21 protein-coding genes and 1 tRNA gene are annotated in these 19,146 nt (G+C 63.7%); 10 read left to right on the top strand and 12 right to left on the bottom strand.

Annotated features, from left to right (window positions below; genetic code table 11):
- Nucleotides 1–2: 2 nt before the first annotated feature.
- Nucleotides 3–695 carry an alpha/beta fold hydrolase gene (locus tag AC16XC_RS03550; protein ID WP_484033261.1) on the bottom strand — a complete coding sequence of 231 codons (693 nt, stop codon included), beginning with the start codon at nucleotides 693–695 and terminating at the stop codon, nucleotides 3–5.
- A gap of 164 nt (nucleotides 696–859) precedes the next feature.
- On the opposite strand from AC16XC_RS03550, the gene AC16XC_RS03555 reads away from it, so the two are divergent.
- The 5 genes from AC16XC_RS03555 (at nucleotide 860) to AC16XC_RS03575 (ending at nucleotide 6,140) form a co-directional block, all read left to right on the top strand.
- Entirely contained in the window at nucleotides 860–1,729 is an 870-nt protein-coding gene (locus AC16XC_RS03555; RefSeq protein ID WP_484033262.1) for a methylenetetrahydrofolate reductase, read from the top strand.
- Between the two features lie 35 nt (nucleotides 1,730–1,764).
- Entirely contained in the window at nucleotides 1,765–2,694 is a 930-nt protein-coding gene (gene folD, locus AC16XC_RS03560) for a bifunctional methylenetetrahydrofolate dehydrogenase/methenyltetrahydrofolate cyclohydrolase FolD (RefSeq protein ID WP_484033263.1), read from the top strand.
- A gap of 69 nt (nucleotides 2,695–2,763) precedes the next feature.
- Entirely contained in the window at nucleotides 2,764–4,266 is a 1,503-nt protein-coding gene (locus tag AC16XC_RS03565; RefSeq protein ID WP_484033264.1) for a flavin-containing monooxygenase, read from the top strand.
- Nucleotides 4,267–4,433: 167 nt separating this feature from the next.
- Nucleotides 4,434–5,195: a competence/damage-inducible protein A gene (locus AC16XC_RS03570; protein WP_484033265.1), complete on the top strand. Its 762-nt coding sequence runs from the start codon at nucleotides 4,434–4,436 to the stop codon at nucleotides 5,193–5,195.
- A 9-nt stretch (nucleotides 5,196–5,204) separates the two neighbouring features.
- Complete coding sequence (locus tag AC16XC_RS03575) at nucleotides 5,205–6,140, top strand: DUF8021 domain-containing protein (RefSeq protein ID WP_484033266.1); 936 nt, start codon at nucleotides 5,205–5,207, stop codon at nucleotides 6,138–6,140.
- A gap of 88 nt (nucleotides 6,141–6,228) precedes the next feature.
- On the opposite strand, the gene rplA is transcribed toward AC16XC_RS03575, so the two are convergent.
- From rplA to secE, 4 genes are all read right to left on the bottom strand, one after another.
- Complete coding sequence (gene rplA / locus AC16XC_RS03580; RefSeq protein ID WP_484033267.1) at nucleotides 6,229–6,927, bottom strand: 50S ribosomal protein L1; 699 nt, start codon at nucleotides 6,925–6,927, stop codon at nucleotides 6,229–6,231.
- A 4-nt stretch (nucleotides 6,928–6,931) separates the two neighbouring features.
- The gene (gene rplK / locus AC16XC_RS03585) at nucleotides 6,932–7,363 is read right to left on the bottom strand and encodes a 50S ribosomal protein L11 (RefSeq protein WP_484033268.1); all 432 of its coding nucleotides are present in this window, start codon (nucleotides 7,361–7,363) and stop codon (nucleotides 6,932–6,934) included.
- 219 nt (nucleotides 7,364–7,582) lie between these two features.
- Nucleotides 7,583–8,119, bottom strand: coding sequence for a transcription termination/antitermination protein NusG (gene nusG, locus AC16XC_RS03590; RefSeq protein ID WP_484033269.1), 537 nt, complete (start codon nucleotides 8,117–8,119; stop codon nucleotides 7,583–7,585).
- Between the two features lie 26 nt (nucleotides 8,120–8,145).
- On the bottom strand, nucleotides 8,146–8,340 hold the full coding sequence (gene secE, locus AC16XC_RS03595) for a preprotein translocase subunit SecE (protein ID WP_484033270.1): 195 nt from the start codon (nucleotides 8,338–8,340) through the stop codon (nucleotides 8,146–8,148).
- Nucleotides 8,341–8,588: 248 nt separating this feature from the next.
- Between secE and AC16XC_RS03600 the strand changes: the two genes are divergently transcribed.
- Nucleotides 8,589–10,103 carry an alanine/glycine:cation symporter family protein gene (locus AC16XC_RS03600; protein ID WP_484033271.1) on the top strand — a complete coding sequence of 505 codons (1,515 nt, stop codon included), beginning with the start codon at nucleotides 8,589–8,591 and terminating at the stop codon, nucleotides 10,101–10,103.
- Between the two features lie 19 nt (nucleotides 10,104–10,122).
- On the opposite strand, the gene AC16XC_RS03605 is transcribed toward AC16XC_RS03600, so the two are convergent.
- Both AC16XC_RS03605 and AC16XC_RS03610 read right to left on the bottom strand, forming a co-directional pair.
- Nucleotides 10,123–10,275: a hypothetical protein gene (locus tag AC16XC_RS03605; RefSeq protein WP_484033272.1), complete on the bottom strand. Its 153-nt coding sequence runs from the start codon at nucleotides 10,273–10,275 to the stop codon at nucleotides 10,123–10,125.
- 187 nt (nucleotides 10,276–10,462) lie between these two features.
- Nucleotides 10,463–10,538 (bottom strand) — tRNA-Trp (locus AC16XC_RS03610).
- A gap of 157 nt (nucleotides 10,539–10,695) precedes the next feature.
- On the opposite strand from AC16XC_RS03610, the gene aat reads away from it, so the two are divergent.
- Nucleotides 10,696–11,403, top strand: a complete 708-nt coding sequence (gene aat / locus AC16XC_RS03615; protein WP_484033281.1) for a leucyl/phenylalanyl-tRNA--protein transferase — start codon at nucleotides 10,696–10,698, stop codon at nucleotides 11,401–11,403.
- Here the strand turns inward: aat and AC16XC_RS03620 are convergent.
- The 4 genes from AC16XC_RS03620 to AC16XC_RS03635 are packed head-to-tail and all read right to left on the bottom strand — an operon-like array spanning nucleotide 11,304 to nucleotide 13,369.
- Nucleotides 11,304–11,852 carry a DUF2155 domain-containing protein gene (locus AC16XC_RS03620; RefSeq protein WP_484033273.1) on the bottom strand — a complete coding sequence of 183 codons (549 nt, stop codon included), beginning with the start codon at nucleotides 11,850–11,852 and terminating at the stop codon, nucleotides 11,304–11,306. The genes aat and AC16XC_RS03620 overlap by 100 nt on opposite strands.
- A gap of 2 nt (nucleotides 11,853–11,854) precedes the next feature.
- Nucleotides 11,855–12,253, bottom strand: a complete 399-nt coding sequence (locus AC16XC_RS03625; RefSeq protein WP_484033274.1) for an NADH:ubiquinone oxidoreductase subunit NDUFA12 — start codon at nucleotides 12,251–12,253, stop codon at nucleotides 11,855–11,857.
- A gap of 48 nt (nucleotides 12,254–12,301) precedes the next feature.
- Nucleotides 12,302–12,796, bottom strand: coding sequence for a DUF192 domain-containing protein (locus tag AC16XC_RS03630; protein WP_484033275.1), 495 nt, complete (start codon nucleotides 12,794–12,796; stop codon nucleotides 12,302–12,304).
- Between the two features lie 3 nt (nucleotides 12,797–12,799).
- Complete coding sequence (locus AC16XC_RS03635; RefSeq protein ID WP_484033276.1) at nucleotides 12,800–13,369, bottom strand: regulatory protein RecX; 570 nt, start codon at nucleotides 13,367–13,369, stop codon at nucleotides 12,800–12,802.
- A gap of 143 nt (nucleotides 13,370–13,512) precedes the next feature.
- On the opposite strand from AC16XC_RS03635, the gene AC16XC_RS03640 reads away from it, so the two are divergent.
- Nucleotides 13,513–15,276, top strand: coding sequence for a fatty acyl-AMP ligase (locus AC16XC_RS03640; protein WP_484033277.1), 1,764 nt, complete (start codon nucleotides 13,513–13,515; stop codon nucleotides 15,274–15,276).
- Here AC16XC_RS03640 and AC16XC_RS03645 read toward each other — a convergent pair whose 3' ends face one another.
- Nucleotides 15,277–16,803, bottom strand: a complete 1,527-nt coding sequence (locus tag AC16XC_RS03645; protein WP_484033278.1) for a DUF389 domain-containing protein — start codon at nucleotides 16,801–16,803, stop codon at nucleotides 15,277–15,279.
- 206 nt (nucleotides 16,804–17,009) lie between these two features.
- On the opposite strand from AC16XC_RS03645, the gene AC16XC_RS03650 reads away from it, so the two are divergent.
- Entirely contained in the window at nucleotides 17,010–18,218 is a 1,209-nt protein-coding gene (locus AC16XC_RS03650) for a toxic anion resistance protein (RefSeq protein WP_484033279.1), read from the top strand.
- A complete protein-coding gene (locus AC16XC_RS03655) occupies nucleotides 18,218–18,970 on the top strand; it encodes a hypothetical protein (RefSeq protein WP_484033280.1) in 753 nt (250 codons plus the stop codon). Before AC16XC_RS03650 ends, AC16XC_RS03655 begins: the two co-directional genes overlap by 1 nt.
- Nucleotides 18,971–19,146 lie beyond the last annotated feature (176 nt).

The raw sequence follows: 19,146 nt of genomic DNA on the forward strand, positions 1-19,146 counted from the left end.
TCTCAGTTTGTCACCGGCCGGGCGAGCCAGCGGGCGATGGCTGCGTTCACTGCCTCGGGCGCCTCGGGCATGATCATGTGCCCCGCCCCTTCGACGATGACGAGTTCGGAATTTGGGATCGCGTCGGCGATAGCCCGGTGCTGGGCCGGCGGTGCCCAGCTGTCGGCGCTGCCGGTCATGACAAGCGTCGGGCAGGCGATTTGCGGCATCAGGCTCTCGACCTCGGGACGGGAAAGCAGTGCCTTGATCTGCGCGTCGAACTGTTGCTGCGAATGCCGCAGGCACATCTCGCGCAGCGGACCATAAATTGCGGGATTGGCGCGATTGGCCTCGGCCACCATCGGCGGGAGCCAGGCGTCGACCAGCGCTTCGAAGCCGTTGTCATGCCCGATCGCCTGGAGCGAGGCGCGGCTCGACGCCTCGTTCTCGCCGAGCGAATGCGCGCCGGTGCTGACCAGCGCGAGATGCGTCACCCGTTCGGGAGCCTTGCGGTAAACCTCCATCGCGACCCGGCCGCCCATCGAATGGCCAAACAGCGCGAATCGCTCCGGCGCCTGTTCAAGGACGATCTCGGCCATGCCCGGAAGGCTGTCGCACAGCCCGTAGCCGTCGACCGCCAGCGAATCGCCGAAGGCAGCGGATTGCGCCGCATAGATGCTTGCGTCGCAGATCAGGCCGGGGAGCATGACTAACATCGGGTAACGAACAACTTTCTTCGTAAGCGTGAAGTTTTCACCTATACGAATAAACTCGGTTTTGCTAGGGACTTTTCGCGCGGCTTGGCGGGCGCTATTCCGCCAGCCTGTTGTGACTGCATCACGGGGCGCAGGTGGCGCCCCCGACAGCTGGGAGTTGATCGATGTCCTACGCCGCAATCCATCCCGATTGGGAGAAGCCGCGCGCCAATATGGTCGATGGCTATTCGCTCGAAATGACGGCGAAGGAAACCGAGGGCCTCAGGGAAGCTGCCCCGCTGATCAAGCCGGGCACCCAGATCGCCGTGACCTTCCTCCCCGGCGAGGAATTGTCCCAGCGGGTCGATGCCGCGGTGCTGGTGCGCGAACTGGGCTTCGAGCCGATCGTCCACCTTTCCGCCCGCCGCTTCACGTCCGAGGCGGAACTCGACCAGTATCTGTCCGATATCACGACCAGGGCGGGGGTGAAGCGCGTCTTCATCATCGCCGGCGATCCGCCCGAGCCCGAAGGCCCGTTCGCGGATTCGCTGCAGATCATCGAGACCGGCCTGCTCGAAAAGCACGGGATCGAAATCGTCGGGATCGGCGGCCATCCCGAAGGCCACCCCAACAACACCAGGGACGAGCTGTGGGACTGGATGGAGCGCAAACTCGCCGCCTTGCGCGCCCGCAACATTACCCCGCTGGTCGTCACCCAGTTCGCCTTCGACGACGAGGCAATCGTCGCCTGGCTCAAGGAGATGCGCGCCCGCGGGATCGACGTGCCCGTACGCCTGGGCGTTCCCGGCCCGGCCGGGATCAAGCGGCTGCTCGGCTTCGCCAAGCGCTGCGGCGTCGGCGCCTCCGCTTCGGTGATGAAGAAATACGGCATTTCGCTCACCAACCTTATCGGCAGCGCCGGGCCCGACCGGCTGGTCGCCGCACTCGACAAGGGGCTGACCGAAGAACTCGGCCGCGTGCGACTGCATCTTTATCCATTCGGCGCGCTCAGGGCTTCCGCCGAGTGGATCAACGATTACAACGCCAAGCACTGATCGGGCGCGACCGGACGAACCAGCGAGTCAGGACCATGGCAGAGATCATCGACGGAAAGGCAATCGCCAAGAGGCTGGACGAGGAAACCGCCGCCAAGGTCAAGGCGCTGGTCGATTCCGGCGGCCCGCGGCCCGGCCTGGCGGTGATCCTGGTCGGCAACGACCCGGCGAGCGAAGTCTATGTCGGGCGTAAGCTCAAGAAGAGCGCCGAAGTCGGGATCAGGAGCTTCGAACACCGCTTGCCCGCGGAAACCTCGCAGGAAGAACTGCTGGCGCTGATCGCGCGGCTCAACGCCGATCCCGAGGTTCACGGGATCCTGTGCCAGGTGCCGCTCCCCGCGCATATCGACACCGGCGTGGTGCTGCGCGCCATCGCCCCGTCGAAGGATGTCGATGGCTTCCATCCGGTTAATGTCGGGCGGCTTTCGACCGGCACCGGCGGGATCATTCCGTGCACCCCGTTCGGGGTGATGAAGCTGCTCGACACGGTGTTCGACGATTTGACCGGACTCGACGTGGTGGTGATCGGCAAGTCGAATATCGTCGGCAAGCCGATCGCGATGCTGATGCTCGAGCGCGAGGCGACCGTCACGGTCACCCACATCCATACCGAGAACCTCGCCGATCTGTGCCGCAAGGCCGATATCATCATCGCCGCGGCAGGCGCGCCCGAACTGGTCAAGGGCTACTGGGTCAAGCCCGGCGCGGTTATCATCGATGTCGGGATCACCCGCCAGAAGACCGCCGACGGCAAGACCAGGCTGGTCGGCGATGTCGCCTTCGACGAAGTCCAGCATGCCCGCGCGGTGACCCCGGTTCCGGGCGGCGTCGGGCCGATGACGATTTCTTGCCTGCTCGCCAATACGGTGCAGGCCGCCAGCGAAGCCTATGCAGGCACGAGCAGCGACGGCTTTGCGATCGACTGGGACGAGTTGCCCGACCGCTCGATGTTTACCGGCGGCTAGACCCGCCAATCAAGACTGGCTCTCGTCCCGATTCCGACTTACATTAATGTAAGCAACCGGAGAGTGAGAATGAGCGATGTCGATGTGTTGATCGTCGGGGCCGGGATTTCCGGCATTTCGATGGCGGCGCATATGAAGATGCTGTGCCCCGATCGCAGTTTCGCCGTGATCGAGCGGCGCGACAATCTCGGCGGAACATGGGACCTGTTCAAATATCCCGGCATCCGCTCGGACAGCGACATGCACAGCTTCGGCTTCCGCTTCGAGCCGTGGATTCACGAGCAATCGATCGCCGACGGGCCGAACATTCTCGAATACCTCACCCGGGTGGTCGATGGTCGCGGGATCAGGCCGCATATCCGTTTCGGGCAGAAGGTCGTCTCGGCCGAATTCGATTCCGCGGCGGCGCAGTGGCAGGTCGCCCTCGAAGCGCAAGACGGCACGAGCAGCAGGATCACTGCCAACTTCCTCTATCTCGGCTCCGGCTATTACGATTATGACGATCCCTACAATCCCGTATTCGAAGGCCGGGAAGACTTCGAGGGCCAAATAATTCACCCGCAATTCTGGCCCGAAGACCTCGATTACGAAGGCAAGCGGGTCGTCATCATCGGCTCGGGCGCGACCGCGGTCACGATCCTGCCGGCGATGGCCGGCAAGGCCGCGCACATCACCATGCTCCAGCGCACCCCGACCTGGATGGGCGCGCGGCCGCAAAAGGACGCGATCGCCAATTTTCTAAGAAAGATCCTTCCGGAGCATCTCGCCTACCGGATCACCCGGTTCAAGAACATCCGGCTGCACAATTTCCTGTTCAAGCGCGCGCGCAGCAAGCCGGAAAAGGTCGCGAGGTTCCTTACCAGGATGACCAGGAAGGCGCTGGGCGACAAATATACCGAGAGGGATTTCCTGCCGCCCTATAATCCATGGGAACAAAGGCTGTGCCTGGTGCCCGATGGCGACCTGTTCGAAGCGGTGAAGAGCGGCAAGGCTTCGGTCGTCACCGACCGGATCGCGCGCTTCGATGCCACCGGCATCCAGCTGGAGTCCGGCAAGCATCTCGATGCCGATATCATCGTCACGGCGACCGGCCTCGCGCTGACGCTGGGCGGCAAGATCGATGTCCGGCTCGACGGCAAGCCGGTCGATTGGTCGCAGCACTGGTTCTATCGCGGCTGCATGTTCGACAATGTCCCGAATTTCGCGGTCGTGTTCGGCTATCTCAATGCGGCCTGGACCTTGCGCGCCGACAATACCGCCCATTACATCTGCGAAGTACTCAACCGGATGGAAGCGCTCGATGCCGATATCGTCTATCCCGCACTGGCAGAGGATCACGGGATGGAGGAAGACAATCCCTATGCCTTCTCTTCAGGCTATATTGAACGCGCGCGGCACCTGATGCCGAAGAGCGCGGCGACGCTGCCGTGGCGGCACAATATGGATTATCTCGCCGATGCCCGCGATTTCAGGGAGCGCCCGGTCGACGACGGGGTGCTGGCGTTCGAGAAGAAGGATAGTGCTCTCTCCCCTGCAGGGGAGAGATACGAAGCCTTGGCGCAGAACGCCTAGGCGAAGTTGAGAGGGGGGCTCCCCCTGCGGGAATCCCCTCTCCCAACCGGCGTCGGGGTCAATAGCGCCCCGCGCTATTGAGGACAGTCCTGGGGACTGTCCGGCCCCTAGCCCCCCTGAAGGGGAGAGGGCTTTGCCGACCCCAGCCTTTGCTCTAATTCATACAGATGGCATCCCAAGATCGAATCTGGACCGCAGGCCTCGTCGTGATCGGCGACGAGATCCTTTCCGGCCGCACCCATGACAAGAACATCGCCCAAATCGCCAGCTGGCTGCAGGTCCAGGGCATCCGCCTGGCGGAAGTGCGGGTTGTGCCCGATGTGCAAGGCGCGATCGTCGAAGCGGTGAACGCGCTGCGCGAGCGCAACGATTATTTGTTCACCACCGGCGGGATCGGCCCGACCCATGACGACATCACCGTCGATGCGGTGGCCGAAGCGCTTGGCGTCCCGGTGGTGGTCCATCCCGAGGCCCGCCGGATTCTCGAAGACTATTACGCGACCCGCGGCGGCCTCAACGAAGGGCGGCTGCGGATGGCCCGCGTGCCCGAAGGAGCCGAGCTCATTCCCAACCGCATGTCCGGCGCGCCGGGGATCAGGATCGGCAATGTCTTTCTGATGGCGGGCATCCCGCATATCACCGCGCAAATGCTCGATTCGCTCACCGGGACGCTCGAGGGCGGGGCGCCGCTGATCAGCGAGACGATCGGCGGCTGGATCATGGAAAGCGAGGTGGCCGGGATCCTGCGCGAGATCGAACAGGCCCACGAAGGTTGCCAGATCGGCTCCTATCCCTTCTTCCGCGAAGGCAAGGTCGGGACCAACCTCGTGATCCGCTCGACCGACAGCGAATTGCTCGGCAATTGCGTCGACGCGCTGGTCCAGGCGCTCGAAGAAGCGGGCAACGACGTCACGCCCGGAGGAATCTAGAGGTAAATCATGAAAAAGGGCGCGCTCGCCGAATTCACCCGCAAGGGCCTGGCGCAATTCATGGAAGCGCTATTGAAGGCGATGGCGACGCGCGATCCGGGTGCGGCCCCGCTGGCGCTCGACGCGCGCTACACCGAGAACGGGCAGGAGCTTGCCATCGGCGACGGGCTGTGGGGCACGCTCGACCGGGCAGGCAAATATCGCCACCTGTTCGCCGACACCTCGAGCGGCACGGCCGTGATGTTCACCACCGTCTCCGAGGGAGACAAGCGCGCCATCCTCTCGGTCCGGATCAGGGTGAAAGACGGCGCGATCCACGATGTCGAGGCGATCGTCGTACGGCCCGGCCTGATGGGTTCGGTGACCGCCTATGCCGACGGGCCGGAAAAGCTCGAACAGGCGGGCGGCCCCGAACCGGCGTGGTTCGAGCCGATCCCGCCAGAAGAAAGGCTGGGCCGCGCCGAACTCCAGCGCATCGCCAATCTCTATTTCGAAGCAATCGAGCGCAATGACGGCAAGGGCGAATATCCGTTCGCCGACGATTGCGTGCGGATGGAGCACGGCTATCGCACCTCGGGCGAGCCCGATGCGAAGGAGGCCGGGGTCGAGCGCGATCCCGACACGCCCTATGCGCCCGATTTCAAGGCGATGGGAGTGAAGGAGCAATTCGAGACCGGCTTCTTTGCCTTCGTCACCACTATTCGCGACCGCCGTTTCGTCGTCATCGATCCCGAACTCGGCGTGGTTTGCGCGATGGCCTGCTTCGACCACAACGGCACGGTGCGCGACTACCGGCTGGCCGACGGCACCCCGGCCAAGGCGGGCCTGTCGCAGCCCTTCACCTGGCAGATCGCCGAGGCGTTCAAGGTCGAGAACGGGCTGATCACGCTGATCGAGGCGGTGCTCAGTCCGGTGCCTTACGGGATGAAGCCGGGCTGGGATTGAGCTGAGTCCCCGCGCAGGCGGGGACCTCTGTCCGCCAGCTCATGCCAATTGGAATGAGGCTCCCGCTTTCGCGGGAGCTCAGGTTGCATCAAGCGCCGGCGATCTCGGTCGTGTCGATCTTGAGTCCCGGACCCATGGTCGAGGTGACGGCGATCTTCTGGACATATTTGCCCTTGGCGCCCGACGGCTTGGCCTTGACGATCGCATCGACGAAAGCGTCGAAATTGGCCTTGAGCTGCTCGTCCGAGAAGGAGAGCTTGCCGATGCCGGAATGGACGATCCCGGCCTTTTCGACCCGGAATTCGACCTGGCCGCCCTTCGCGTCTTTCACCGCCTGAGCAACGTCCATCGTGACCGTGCCGAGCTTCGGGTTCGGCATCAGCCCCTTGGGGCCGAGCACTTTGCCGAGACGGCCGACCACACCCATCATGTCGGGCGTTGCGATCACGCGGTCATAATCGAGATTGCCGGCCTGCATGTCCTCCATCAGGTCTTCGGCCCCGACCTTGTCCGCGCCTGCCTTCCTGGCTTCTTCGGCCTTGGCGTCCTTGGCGAAGACCGCGACCTTCATTTCCTTGCCGGTGCCCGAGGGCAGCGAGACCATGCCGCGCACCATCTGGTCGGCATGGCGCGGATCGACACCAAGGTTCATCGCGATCTCGACAGTCTCGTCGAACTTTTTCGAGCCGACTTCGCGCAGGGCCTTGAAGGCCTCGTCGACCGCGTAGAACCTCTCGGAATCGAACTTTTCGGCGAAGAGCTTCTGCTTCTTGTTCTGCTTTGCCATGTCCTTAGCCCTCCACCACGTCGAGGCCCATCGAACGCGCGCTGCCTTCGATGATCTTCATCGCCTGGTCGATATCGTTCGCGTTGAGATCGGCCATCTTGGTTTCGGCGATTTCCCTGATCGCGCTCTTCCTGATCGTCCCGGCCGAGATCTTGCCCGGCTCTTTCGAGCCCGACTTCAGCTTGGCCGCCTTCTTCAGCAGGAAGCTGGCCGGCGGGGTCTTGGTGATGAAGGTGAAGCTGCGATCCGCATAGACGGTGATCTTGGTCGGGATCGGCATGCCCTTTTCAAGGTCCTGCGTGGCGGCGTTGAAGGCCTTGCAGAATTCCATGATGTTGACACCGCGCTGGCCCAGCGCGGGACCGATCGGCGGGCTGGGATTGGCAACGCCAGCCGGTACCTGAAGGTTGATATAACCTTCGATCTTCTTGGCCATGACGGCCTCCTTTCGCACTTTCGCCCCCGCCGAGACAGGGGCTCATGTTAAGCGGTGCTGACGGCGGTTTTGACGCGCCTCCCGCATGGATTGCCCGGCCCGGAGGACGGGAAGCGGCGCCGATAGTCTGGGAGCCGCAATAAATCAACAAAAAGGTGAGCCCCGCGAAGGCGGGAGCCTCAGGCAATAGGTCCCCGCCTGCGCGGGGACTCACAACCCTCACTTCGCCAGTTCGACCTGCTCGAAATCGAGCTCGACCGGAGTCGCGCGACCGAAGATCGAGACCGAGACCTTGACCTTGTTCTTGTCGAAATCGAGCTCCTCGACAACGCCGTTGAAGCTGGCGAAGGGGCCATCGAGCACCTTCACCTGGTCGCCGATTTCGTATTCGATGTGGATTTCGCGCTTGGGCTGCGAGGCCGCTTCCTCGCGGGCGCCGAAATAGCGCGCCGCCTCGCGTTCGGAGATCGGCTGCGGCTTGCCGTTCGGACCGAGGAAGCCGGTGACCTTCGGGGTGTTCTTGACGAGGTGATAGACGTCGTCGTTGAGGTTGAGCTTGGCGAGCACATAGCCGGGCATGGTCTTGCGCTCGGTTTGCACCTTCTTGCCGCGCTTGACCTCGGTAATGGTCTCGGCCGGGACCTCGACCTGTTCGACACCTTCGGACAGGCCCAGGCGCGCGGCCTCGGCGATGATCGAGTCGCGGACCTTGTTCTCGAAGCCCGAATAGGCGTGGATGATATACCAGCGGGACATGTGTCTTTCCGTCTAAAGCTTCGGTGTCAGGCGAGCGAAAGCAGCCACTGCACGATCGCGCCGAAGGCCGAATCGATGCCGAGGAAGAACAGCGAAAGCACCACCATCAGGATACCGACAAACACCGCCGTGCGCGCGGTTTCCGGCCAGGTCGGCCAGAAAATCTTCGACGCTTCGGATTTCACCTGGTTGAAAAACTGGGCAGGATTGGTTTTCGCCATGGTTCCTTCGCCTCGCAAACCGAACAATAATTCCATTTCCGCCATTGGCTCATCGCCGCCCCGGCCCCCGTTTGGTTCTGGGATTGGCCGGGAAGGGCTGCAGATGTCCGATGTCGGAATGCGAAGGGCATGTAGCGACCGCGCAGGCCAAGCGCAAGAGTTTGGGATGATCGCGCCAAGGGGGCTGGCGCACTGTGCACTCGCCCGATAGCTTGCGGTTTTTCCGGGCGGCATGAGGGAGAATCCGGGTGACAGCGCAAGACCACGCTCCAGGCATCGTCGATCACGTAACCAATGTATCGGATTTCATCTGGGGCGGGACCTGGAACGGGGCGGAACTGATACCCTTCCCGCCGATGGTGATCCTGCTGCTGGGCACCGGGCTCTATTTCATGGTCGGCCTGCGCTTTTACCCGATCCTCAGGCTGGGTACTGCATTTCGCGGGCTGTTCAGGAGCCGCAAGGCGCAGGGCAAGGGCGAGATTTCGCCCTTCGCCGCGCTGTCGACCGCGCTTTCGGGCCAGGTCGGGACCGGCAACCTTGCCGGGGTCGCGACCGCGATCGCGCTGGGCGGTCCGGGCGCGGTGTTCTGGATGTGGGTGACCGCGCTGATCGGCATGGCACTGGCCTTTGCCGAAGGGTCGCTCGCGATCCGCTATCGCGAAACGACCTCCGACGGCGTCCATCGCGGCGGCCCGATGAGTTACATCATGATCGGGCTCGGACCCAAATGGACCTGGCTCGCGGTGCTGTTCTGCTTTGGCACGCTGTTCTCCGCCATGGTCACCGGCAATGCCGTGCAATCGCACGAGGTCGCCAATGGCCTCAGGGAATTGTTCGGCTTCGAATCCTGGCTTTCGGGCGTGATCGTGGCGCTGCTGGTGTTCGTGGTGATCGTCGGCGGGATCAGGTCGATCGGCAATGTCGCTGAAAAGATCGTCCCGTTCATGGCGCTGGCCTATATCCTGCTCGCGCTCACTGCGATCCTCCTCGATATCCAGGATATCCCGCAATCCTTCGCCCGCATCTTTCACGGCGCCTTCAACCCGCAGGCGGCGGGCGGCGGCTTCCTGGGAGCGGCGATGATCATGGCGATCCGCGCCGGCGTGGCGCGCGGGCTGTTCTCGAACGAAGCCGGGCAGGGCTCGACCCCGATCGCCCATGCCGTGGCGCAGACCGACGACCCGGAACAGCAGGGCCGCATGGCGATGATGGGCACCTTCATCGACACGATCGTGATCTGCACTATGACCGCATTGGTGATCCTGACGGTCGAAGGCGAGTTTACCGGCGGCGGACAGGCCGTCGAACACGTCTGGCAGTCCGACCTCACCGGCTTCGGAATGACGTCGGGCGCGTTCGCCGCGGCCTTCCCGTCGCTGATCGGGAGTATCCCGCTCGGAACGCTGGTGGCCAGCACCGCGCTGATCCTGTTCGTGTTCACGACGCTGATCACCTGGTCTTATTACGGCGAACGGGCGATCACTTTCCTGTTCGACCGCATCCCCGGAACGCGCAGGGGCGGCGAAAAGATGCTCCATATAGTCTGGCGGGTGCTGTGGTGCGTGATCATCTTTGTCGCCGCGTCACAGGAGTCGGCGCTGGTCTGGCGCCTCGGCGACATTTCCAACGCGGCGATGGCCCTACCCAACCTCGTCGCGCTGGCGCTGCTGTCGGGCGTGGTGTTCCAGCTCGCCAAGGGCAATCGCACCGCCGGGCCGGATCACATCCGCCAGACCGACGAGGAGCCCGAGGAATACTGACCGTTTGCCGAACGGCGGCTCAGTGCCAGTCGAACAGGCGCCTGAACCAGCCCTTGGGCTCTTCCATCGGCAGGATCGGGCCGTGAATGATCCGGCGGCGAACCGGATCCTGCTGCGGGCGCGGGACGTTCCAGCTATCGGGTCGGCTGCCGCGAAAACAATGCCGGGACATGGGATGTGCTTCCTCGCTCGAGCCTGGGACCGCACGCATTACGCTGCGATCCAAGGCAGAATACCGCTGACGGGGCACGATTTGTCCCTGCCATGCGGTGAACCGCCCTGTCGGCGAGATGTCAGGTTTGTCGCAGGATTCCGCCGCTCATGGCGCACGATTCATCGTCAATTTGCGACGAATCGCCTGGCAGGGGTGACAGGATTCGAACCCGTGGCCCTCGGTTTTGGAGACCGATGCTCTACCAGCTGAGCTACACCCCTACAGCCAGGCGGACTGCGCCACTACAGCCAAGCCCCAGTGATGGCAAGCGTGATGGCAAGCGTGATGGCAAGCGCGATGGCAAGCGTGATGGCAGGCGCGAAGCCGGCGCGAATTCGGGCAATTCCCGCTTCGCGCGGTTGCTGGTATTATCCCACCATGCACGCCCCGGTTCCCCAGCTGATCCCGCCCGATATCCTGCTGCTCGGCTATCGCAGCGGGGTGTTCCCGATGGCGGACAGCAGGGACGACCCGGACGTCTTCTGGGTCGAGCCCAAGCGGCGCGCGATCATCCCGCTCGACGAATTTCATTGCTCGCATTCGCTGGCCAAGATCTTGCGGCGCGACCGCTACACCGTCACCTGCAACCGGGCCTTCGACGAGGTCATCGCGGCCTGCGCCGCCCCGCGGCCGGACCATCCCGAAAGCTGGATCAGCGAACGGATCGCGGCGAGTTACCGCGCGCTCCATCTCGCCGGCTATGCCCATTCGATCGAATGCTGGCGTGGCAACTACCTGATGGGCGGGCTATACGGCGTCGGCTTCGACCGGGTGTTCTGCGGCGAGAGCATGTTCAGCCGGGCTCCCAATGCGTCGAAGGTCGCGCTGTGTTTCCTGGTGGCGGCGATGCGCCAGGCGGGCTGCACGCTGCTCGATTGCCAGTTCATGACCGACCACCTCGCTTCGCTCGGCGCGATCGAGATCAGCCAGGAGCGCTATCTGCAATTGCTGGCCCAAGCGCAGGCGAATGCCGGCGAGTCCGACTTCTATGCCGTGCCGTCGGGATTCTCTTCGCTGTTGGCAGGCGCCGGAGCAGGCTCTTCGCCTGGAAAGCTCATCGCACAATCCTTGACCCAGACATCGTAGATCGGGTGTTCGACCACGTTGAGGCTGGGCGATTCCTTGAACAGCCAGCCGGAAAAGACCCTGATCCAGTCGGGATTTTCGTCCGCCGGATCGTCACGCCTTGCCACCAGCACCTGGACGAATGCGCCCGTCATCGCCGGCCTTTCCCATGGCGCGGTCCGTTCGCAACTGGCCAGGCGGACGATGACATCGCCCCAGCGCCTGGATTCGCCGGGCTTGATCTCGATGTCCTGCGACAGGTTGTTGCGCTTGTTCAGGACGCCCAGGGTCGCAACCCGCTCTTCCAGCGGAGTGCCGAGGCCCGGATCGACGACTTGGTCCGGCTGGTTGAAAGTCGCCAGTTCGTCGGGGATTTTGGTTTCGACCGTGGCCGTGTCTTCCGCTTCGCCCGAACAGGCTCCGAGCGCCGCAACCAGCCCGAGCGCCGGAAGTGCTGCGAGCAAACGCATGCTCAGCTGTCCGGGGTCCAGGATTCGTAATCGCCGGTCGCCGCGGCCCGCTTGCCGCCCTTTTCGAGCGCGCCCTGCGGGCGATAGGCCGCGGCCGTCCCGGTTGCATTGGGCGAATAGTCGGTTTCCCAGATCCGGGGCGGAGGCAGGCGGCTTTCGGGGACATCGTCGAACGATCCGTGGAGCCAGCCATGCCATTCGGCCGGAACCCGGCTGGCATCGTTTGCGCCTTCGTATATCACCCAGCGCCGCTCGCGCCCGTCGGCGTCCTTGCGCTTCGAGCGGAAATAGCGGTTGCCCTGCGCATCGACGCCGATCTGCTCGCCGTTCAGCGCGCTGAACAGCGAAGTTCCGATCGTCGCGCCGTCCCACCAGGTGAATATCTTGCCGAGGATTCCCATAGGCGCGGCGTTAGCCACAAGCGGCGGCGAAGCGCAAGCTGCTTGCGCTCAATCCTGCCATTCGACCTTCGCGCCGGGCGAGAAGCCCAGTTCTTCCAGCCGCCCGCCATTGATTTCCAGCACCGCATTGGTCGGCCCGATCGAGGGAAGCGATTCGAGCGAAAACGGCTCGGTCATCGGATAGTAATTGAGGATCCGGTTGTCCGTCCCGATGAAGACGATGTCGAGCGGAATCACCGTATTGCGCATCCAGAAGCTCGCCGGCTGGCCCTCCCGGCCGACAAAGATCATGCCTTCGTCGGCTCCCATCTCCTCGCGGAACATCAGCCCGCGCGACCATTCCGCCGCCGAACGGGCGACTTCCACCTTGAACTCGTGCGTCTTGCCGTCCTGGGAAAGCGTGAGCGGGATGATCTCAAGGCCTGAAACCGGGTGGACCTTCGCCGATTCAGCTTCTGCCGACGGCTGGGCCGCAACCACGGTCTCGCCGGCCTGCGACGAACAGGCAGCCAGAAATATCGCGATGCCGATTGCCGATCGCATTACTCAACTCTCTCCATCGTCGCCTGCCTCCGCGACCCATTGCTCTGCCGCCGCCGCATCATCGGCATCGACCAATGCACGGGCGCTGGCGAAGGAATGCCCCGCCCTGAGCATGGCCGCAATCTGCTTTTCGCGCCGTTCGCGGTCCGGTGGCTCGGCTGCGAACGGACCGAAGCCGCGCTTGCGCGCCATGATCAACGCCGCCTTGCGGTGTTCGAGACTGCCCGATTCGACCCTGCCGCGGATCTCCTCGTCGATGCCCGCGGCCCGGAGCGCCTGGCCCACCCGGCGCGGCCCGTATCCGCGGCGCAACAATCCGCCCGCCCTGGCCCTGGCAAATCCTTCGTCGTCGACATAGCCGAGCTCGACATAGCGCGCGACAAGGGCGCCAGGGTCGGCTTCACCTTCGTCCTTCCATCCCCGCTCGCGCAACTTGCGCTTGAGATAAGTCTCGAGTTTGGCTGCGCTGGTGGCGAAACGGGCAACATAGGCCAGCGCAAGCTCTTCCAGCCGACCTGTATCAAGCGGCGACGGTTGGCGTTTTTTCCTGCGATTGGGGCCGTCGATCGTCATAGATGGCCATATTCGTGCCACACTCGAATCGGATTGGGAAAGTCCGAGTTAAGAATCCGGGCCGGTTTGGCTCCGAAATGATGAGTTTGGTGCCGCATTTACGACACGCCATTTGAATTAACTTACGGGTTTCGCTGAACAATATGACCGATAACGCCGTTCTCGAGCCGACGCCGAATCTTTGCAGGCTGCCGCGCCGCTTTGCCGACTTTGCGACTTTCGGCGAAGCGCTGGACTATGCCGCGAGGGGCGTTCGCGGGCTCAATTTCCACGATCCGCGTGGCAACCTTACCCTGGTCTATCCCTATTCCGAGCTCCGCGAAGATGCCTTAACGGCGGCTCGCCGGCTGGTCGCGCATGGTGTCACGCCCGGCCAACGGATCGCACTGGTGGCCGAGACCGGTCCCGATTTTGCCGCCCTGTTCTGCGGCGCGATCTATGCCGGAGCGTGGCCGGTCCCGCTGCCCTTGCCGACCAGCTTCGGCGGCAGGGACAATTATATCGAGCAGCTCGCCATCCAGCTCCAAAGCTCGGATCCGGCGATGTTGCTCTATCCCGCGGAGATCGCCGAGATGGGGCTCGCCGCCGCGCAGCGGCAGGGCTGCGAAGGGATTGCCTTCGAACAATTTGCCGGGCTCGTCAGTCCCGAAATCGCCTTGCCCGAGCAGAAGCCCGAAGATATCTGCTACCTTCAATATTCCAGCGGTTCGACCCGCTTCCCGCATGGGGTCGCCGTCACCCATTCCGCATTGCTCAACAATCTCGCGGGGCATGCCCATGCGATGCGTTTCCAGCCAAACGACCGCTGCATCAGCTGGCTGCCCTGGTATCACGATATGGGCCTCGTTGGCTGCTTTCTCTCGCCGATCGCCAGCCAGTTTTCGGTCGACTACCTCAAGACCGAGGATTTTGCCCGTCGCCCGCTCGCCTGGCTCGACCTGATCAGCCGCAACCAGGGCACTTCGCTCTCCTATTCGCCGACCTTCGGCTATGACATCTGCGCCCGCCGGATTTCGAGCCAGAGCCATGTTGCCGAACGGTTCGACCTGTCGCGCTGGCGGCTGGCCGGAAACGGCGCGGACATGATCCGCCCCGATGTGATGCAGGGCTTCGTCAATGCCTTTGCCGATGCCGGGTTCAAGGCTTCCGCCTTCACTCCGAGCTACGGCCTGGCCGAAGCTACCCTGGCCGTGACCGTGATGCCGCCGGGCGAGGGGATTCGCGTCGAGCTCGTAGAGGAGGAGCGGCTTTCGGGCACTCCCCGCGATCTCAGCCGGCCCGCGCGCTACCGGGCGATCGTCAATTGCGGCAAGCCGGTGCGCGACATGGAACTCGAGATCCGCGGCGAAAACGGCGAGCTCCGCGGCGCTCACCAGATCGGCAAGGTCTGGTGCCGCGGGCCGAGCATCATGCATTCCTATTTCCGCGATCCGGAAGCGACTGCTGCATGCCTGGTCCCAAGTGAAGATGGCCAAGGGGCCTGGCTCGATACCGGCGACATGGGCTATCTGGATGAAGAAGGGTACCTGTTCATCGTCGGCCGGGCGAAGGACATGATCATCATCAACGGCAAGAACCACTGGCCGCAGGATATCGAGTGGGCGGTCGAACAATTGCCGGGCTTCAACCATGGCGACATCGCCGCCTTCGCGGTCGAGACCGAGAATGGCGAGGAAGCCCCGGCGGTGCTGGTCCATTGCCGCGTGACGGATCCCGACAAGCGCAAGGAATTGCACGAGCTGATCCGCGACAAGGTTCGTTCGGTCACCGGCATGAATTGCGTGGTCGAACTGGTCCCTCCGCGCACCCTGCCGCGCACCAGCAGCGGCAAGCTCAGCCGGGCAAAGGCGAAGAAGCTCTACCTCTCGGGCGAAATCGAACCTTACAGGGTGCTTGAAGCGGCCTGATCACTCGCCCGGCGCACCCCAGCTCACCTGCACACGATTTCCGGTTGGCACGGTGACCATGCTGCGCGAGGCGATCTCCCGCTCGGCAAGCAGGGCCGCAAGCCGCGTCGTGTTTTCGCTGTCGCCTGTCAGGACAAGCGGCACGTCGACCCGCTCCGCCGCCCAGACGATCAGACCAAGCGCTTCCTGCCCCTGGGCAGTCGGCCGGCCGTTCTCGAACAGCACATCGGGCAATGGCCTGGCCGGCGGTTCCAGACGGATCTGCCATTCGGGTTCGGTCGCCGCTATCCGCCGCTCGAGTTCGCGATAGGCCCTTAGCGACGCGCCCTCGAGCGGCTGGGCCTTGACCAGGGCGCGCCGCCTCTCGCGGTCGATCATGACGTCGCTTGGCTGCACACCTGCGACCAGCGACAACCGCACAGCCAGCGCTTCGCTGCGCTGGCGGTCGGCGGCCTCCTGCGAAGCTCGCGCCGCCGCCAATTGCGCGGCCTCGGCCGCGTTCTTGTCCTGCCCCACCAGCGACTGGATCAGCGCGACTTCGACCGGGCGCTGGATTTCGCGGACGATCGCCCGCGCCGCCGCCGTCTCGGCATCCGGGTTGCGCTCCGGGGTAAAGACCGTCGCGGAAATCCGGATCGGATCGGCATCGTAATTGATGTCGAGATTGTCGATGACCGAACGTGTGACGAAGACATCGAGTATCTCGTTGCGAATCTTCTGGGTCGAGCGGGTTTCCCACACGATCTGGTTGAGCGAAAAGAACAGCGGAACCGCGAGTCCGACGAACACCGCGATGATCGCGATCGACTGGAACAGCGTCTGGCGCTCGGAAAAGCGCGAACGAAAGCCATAAAGCTTGGCCATGAGCCACGCCGTGAGCGCGATCGTCAGGAGATTGGTGACGTAGAGAAACAACGCCCCCCAGAAGACCGCGCCATTCCAGGTTGCCAGGCCGAAGCCGACCACCGCCAGCGGCGGCATCAGGGCGGTAGCGATGGCCACGCCGACCACTGTTCCCTCGCTGCCGCGGATCATGGCATAGGCACCGGCGAGCGCGGAGAAAAAGGCGACGCCGAGGTCGAACAGGTTGGGCCTGGTGCGCGCCGCGATTTCGGGCGTAACCGTCTGGTAGGGCGAGAGGACCACGAGCAATGCAGTCAACAACACGGCGATGGCAGTGCCATAGGCCAGCGAAATCGCGGCCTGCCGCATCCACGGATAGTCGCCCGTCGCCAGCGCGAAGCCCAGCCCGATGATCGGGCCCATCAGCGGCGACAGCAGCATCGCGCCGATCACCACGGCCGGCGACGACAGCAGCAGGCCCAGCATCGCGATACAGGCCGACATCGCCAGCATGAAGATGTAGCGCGCGGACATATGGCATTCGTCGCGCCGCTTCTCGATTACTTCGACCTGCTTGACCGTGCCGACGACAGAAGCCTGCCACCAGGACTGCAAGCTGCCGATCACATGGGCAAAGCCTTGTTCGCGGGGCGATTGAGGCGGGACGGCGTCGGTCTCGGCCATCCATTGATCTCCCGTGCGCGGCCCGACGGGGCCAGAGTTGCAACCGGGATTGTCTAGACTGGCCGTCGCGATCTGGAAAGGGAATCACGCCAGATCAATCGCCTGGTGCTTGAAATGCGTGTCTTATATTCCTAATACAGTAGGGGCGATGATATGCACCTGCCGGCATGACGCGCGGGCTCCAGATTCGAGAGGTGGGAAGACAGATGGCAAGCAATGAAACCAAGACGGAGGCCAAGACCGGTCTCGAGCTGACGCCGCCCGATCCGGTGCCCGCGGTAACCGCCGAAAAGGCGGCCGGACTCGTTCCAGTCGACGAGGAGAAAAAGTCGAAGCTCGACCAGAAGGTCGAGGCTTTCGTGATGGACCTGATCGCCGAGGACGCGAATTCGCCCGAGTTCGGCAAGAAGGTCGACCAGTTGACCAATATGGGGCGCAAGGAAATCATGGCCGCGGCCGGAATGTCCAACCGCTTCCTCGATCGCCCGGTCAGGGCAATGGACCAGGACGAGGGAGTGGGCGCGAATCTGTCCGAATTGCGCCGCGTGGTCGAAGATCTCGACCCAGGCCGCCGGGGCAAGATCACCGGCACTCGCAAGATTCTCGGCATCATTCCCTTCGGCAACCGGCTGCGCGATTATTTCCGCAGCTACCAGAGCGCCCAGACCCACATCCAGTCGATCCTCTCCAAGCTCGCATCGGGCAAGGACGAGCTCTTGATGGATAATGCCGCGATCGACGTCGAACGCCAGAAGCTGTGGGAAGCGATGGGCAATCTCGAGCAGATGATCCACATCTCGAACACGCTCGACGCGCGGCTCGAGGAAAAGGCGGACGAACTCGATGCAACCGATCCGGCCAAGGCCAAGGCGATCCGCGAAACCGCCTTGTTCTATGTCCGCCAGCGCACGCAGGACTTGCTGACGCAGATGGCGGTGAGCGTGCAGGGCTATCTCGCGCTCGACCTCGTGAAGAAGAACAATGTCGAGCTGGTCAAGGGCGTCGACCGGGCCAGCACCACCACGGTCGGCGCGCTGCGCACGGCGGTGACCGTCGCCGAAGCGATGACCAACCAGCGCCTTGTGCTGGGCCAGATCACCGCGCTCAACGAAACCACCGCCAATATCATCGATTCGACCAGTACGATGCTGGCCGACCAGACCGGCAAGATCCACGAGCAGGCGGCCAGTTCGACGATCCCGCTCGAAACCCTGCAGCGGGCGTTCCAGAACATCTACGACACGATGGACAATATCGACGAATTCAAGGTGCGGGCGCTGTCTTCGATGAAGGAGACGGTCACCACGCTCTCGCAGGAAGTCGAGAAGTCCAAGGGCTACATCGCCCGCGCGGAAGGCCAGGCCCAAGCCAAACGCGAAGTCGCCGGTCCGAGCCTGCTGTCGCTGGATAGCTGATGGGCGACCTCACCCGCCAGGCCGAGCAGATCCACGCCGAAGCGCGCCAGTCGCTGGCGGTGCAGCGGGCGGGCGGGTTTCATCGCCGCAAAGGGACGATGTCGATTGGACGCGGATCGGCCGATCTCAAGCAACGCCACCTGGTCGGCAAACTCAAGCGGATCGTCGTTGCGACCGGCCTGATCCTGGCCGGGTCGTTCGTCGCCGGCCTGGTGCTCAACGGGATCGGCATCTCCGGCGTGCTGATTACCGGCCTCGCCATTGCCGCCGCGGTGTTCACGCTTGGCGCCTTTCCCCGGATGAAGGTTCCGCGGCGGGCCGACCTCAATCGCGGCGATGTTCGCCAGCTGGTCGGGCGGACCGAATTGTGGCTCGAACACCAGCGCCCCGCGCTGCCGCCGCCGGCGGTGCAGGTGGTCGACCAGATCGGCATCCAGCTCGATGCACTGGGGATGCAACTCGAAACGGTCGACCAGGCGCACCCCGCCGTCAACGAGGTGCGCAAGCTGGTCGGCGAACATCTGCCCGAAATGGTCGATTCCTATCGCAGGATTCCCGCGCACCTGCGCAGGGAACAGCGCGCCGGAAGCACGCCCGACCAGCAGCTCACCGAAAGCCTCGGCAAGATCAGCAAGGAAATCGACAGCGTTACCCGCCAGCTGGCCGAAGGCTCGCTCGACGATCTTGCAATCAAGACCCGCTATCTCGAATATCGCTACAATGATGGCGACGTCGAAGGCGAAAAAGGCTGATGCGGGTCGCGATTCCGCACAATCTCGGCAAGGACGAGGCCCGCCACAGGCTCAAATCGCGCGGTCACGAGGCAGCCGACCTGTTCCCCGGCGGCCTCGCCGACATCGCCACCGGCTGGCCTAGCGATGACCGGATGAGCATCACCGTGAAGGCGATGGGCCAGGAAATCACCGGC

It is taken from the genome of Candidatus Andeanibacterium sp., assembly GCF_057143545.1.

Coding starts and splice junctions, on each gene's coding strand:
- folD (WP_484033263.1), top strand. CDS start 1,765: ATGGCAGAGATCATCGACGGAAAGGCAATCGCCAAGAGGCTGGACGAG.
- AC16XC_RS03620 (WP_484033273.1), bottom strand. CDS start 11,852: ATGCGTTTGCTCGCAGCACTTCCGGCGCTCGGGCTGGTTGCGGCGCTC.
- AC16XC_RS03630 (WP_484033275.1), bottom strand. CDS start 12,796: ATGCGATCGGCAATCGGCATCGCGATATTTCTGGCTGCCTGTTCGTCG.
- AC16XC_RS03625 (WP_484033274.1), bottom strand. CDS start 12,253: ATGGGAATCCTCGGCAAGATATTCACCTGGTGGGACGGCGCGACGATC.
- AC16XC_RS03655 (WP_484033280.1), top strand. CDS start 18,218: ATGGGCGACCTCACCCGCCAGGCCGAGCAGATCCACGCCGAAGCGCGC.
- AC16XC_RS03555 (WP_484033262.1), top strand. CDS start 860: ATGTCCTACGCCGCAATCCATCCCGATTGGGAGAAGCCGCGCGCCAAT.
- AC16XC_RS03650 (WP_484033279.1), top strand. CDS start 17,010: ATGGCAAGCAATGAAACCAAGACGGAGGCCAAGACCGGTCTCGAGCTG.
- AC16XC_RS03645 (WP_484033278.1), bottom strand. CDS start 16,803: ATGGCCGAGACCGACGCCGTCCCGCCTCAATCGCCCCGCGAACAAGGC.
- rplA (WP_484033267.1), bottom strand. CDS start 6,927: ATGGCAAAGCAGAACAAGAAGCAGAAGCTCTTCGCCGAAAAGTTCGAT.
- AC16XC_RS03565 (WP_484033264.1), top strand. CDS start 2,764: ATGAGCGATGTCGATGTGTTGATCGTCGGGGCCGGGATTTCCGGCATT.
- AC16XC_RS03570 (WP_484033265.1), top strand. CDS start 4,434: ATGGCATCCCAAGATCGAATCTGGACCGCAGGCCTCGTCGTGATCGGC.
- AC16XC_RS03605 (WP_484033272.1), bottom strand. CDS start 10,275: ATGTCCCGGCATTGTTTTCGCGGCAGCCGACCCGATAGCTGGAACGTC.
- nusG (WP_484033269.1), bottom strand. CDS start 8,119: ATGTCCCGCTGGTATATCATCCACGCCTATTCGGGCTTCGAGAACAAG.
- AC16XC_RS03550 (WP_484033261.1), bottom strand. CDS start 695: ATGTTAGTCATGCTCCCCGGCCTGATCTGCGACGCAAGCATCTATGCG.
- AC16XC_RS03575 (WP_484033266.1), top strand. CDS start 5,205: ATGAAAAAGGGCGCGCTCGCCGAATTCACCCGCAAGGGCCTGGCGCAA.
- AC16XC_RS03640 (WP_484033277.1), top strand. CDS start 13,513: ATGACCGATAACGCCGTTCTCGAGCCGACGCCGAATCTTTGCAGGCTG.
- secE (WP_484033270.1), bottom strand. CDS start 8,340: ATGGCGAAAACCAATCCTGCCCAGTTTTTCAACCAGGTGAAATCCGAA.
- rplK (WP_484033268.1), bottom strand. CDS start 7,363: ATGGCCAAGAAGATCGAAGGTTATATCAACCTTCAGGTACCGGCTGGC.
- AC16XC_RS03635 (WP_484033276.1), bottom strand. CDS start 13,369: ATGACGATCGACGGCCCCAATCGCAGGAAAAAACGCCAACCGTCGCCG.
- aat (WP_484033281.1), top strand. CDS start 10,696: ATGCACGCCCCGGTTCCCCAGCTGATCCCGCCCGATATCCTGCTGCTC.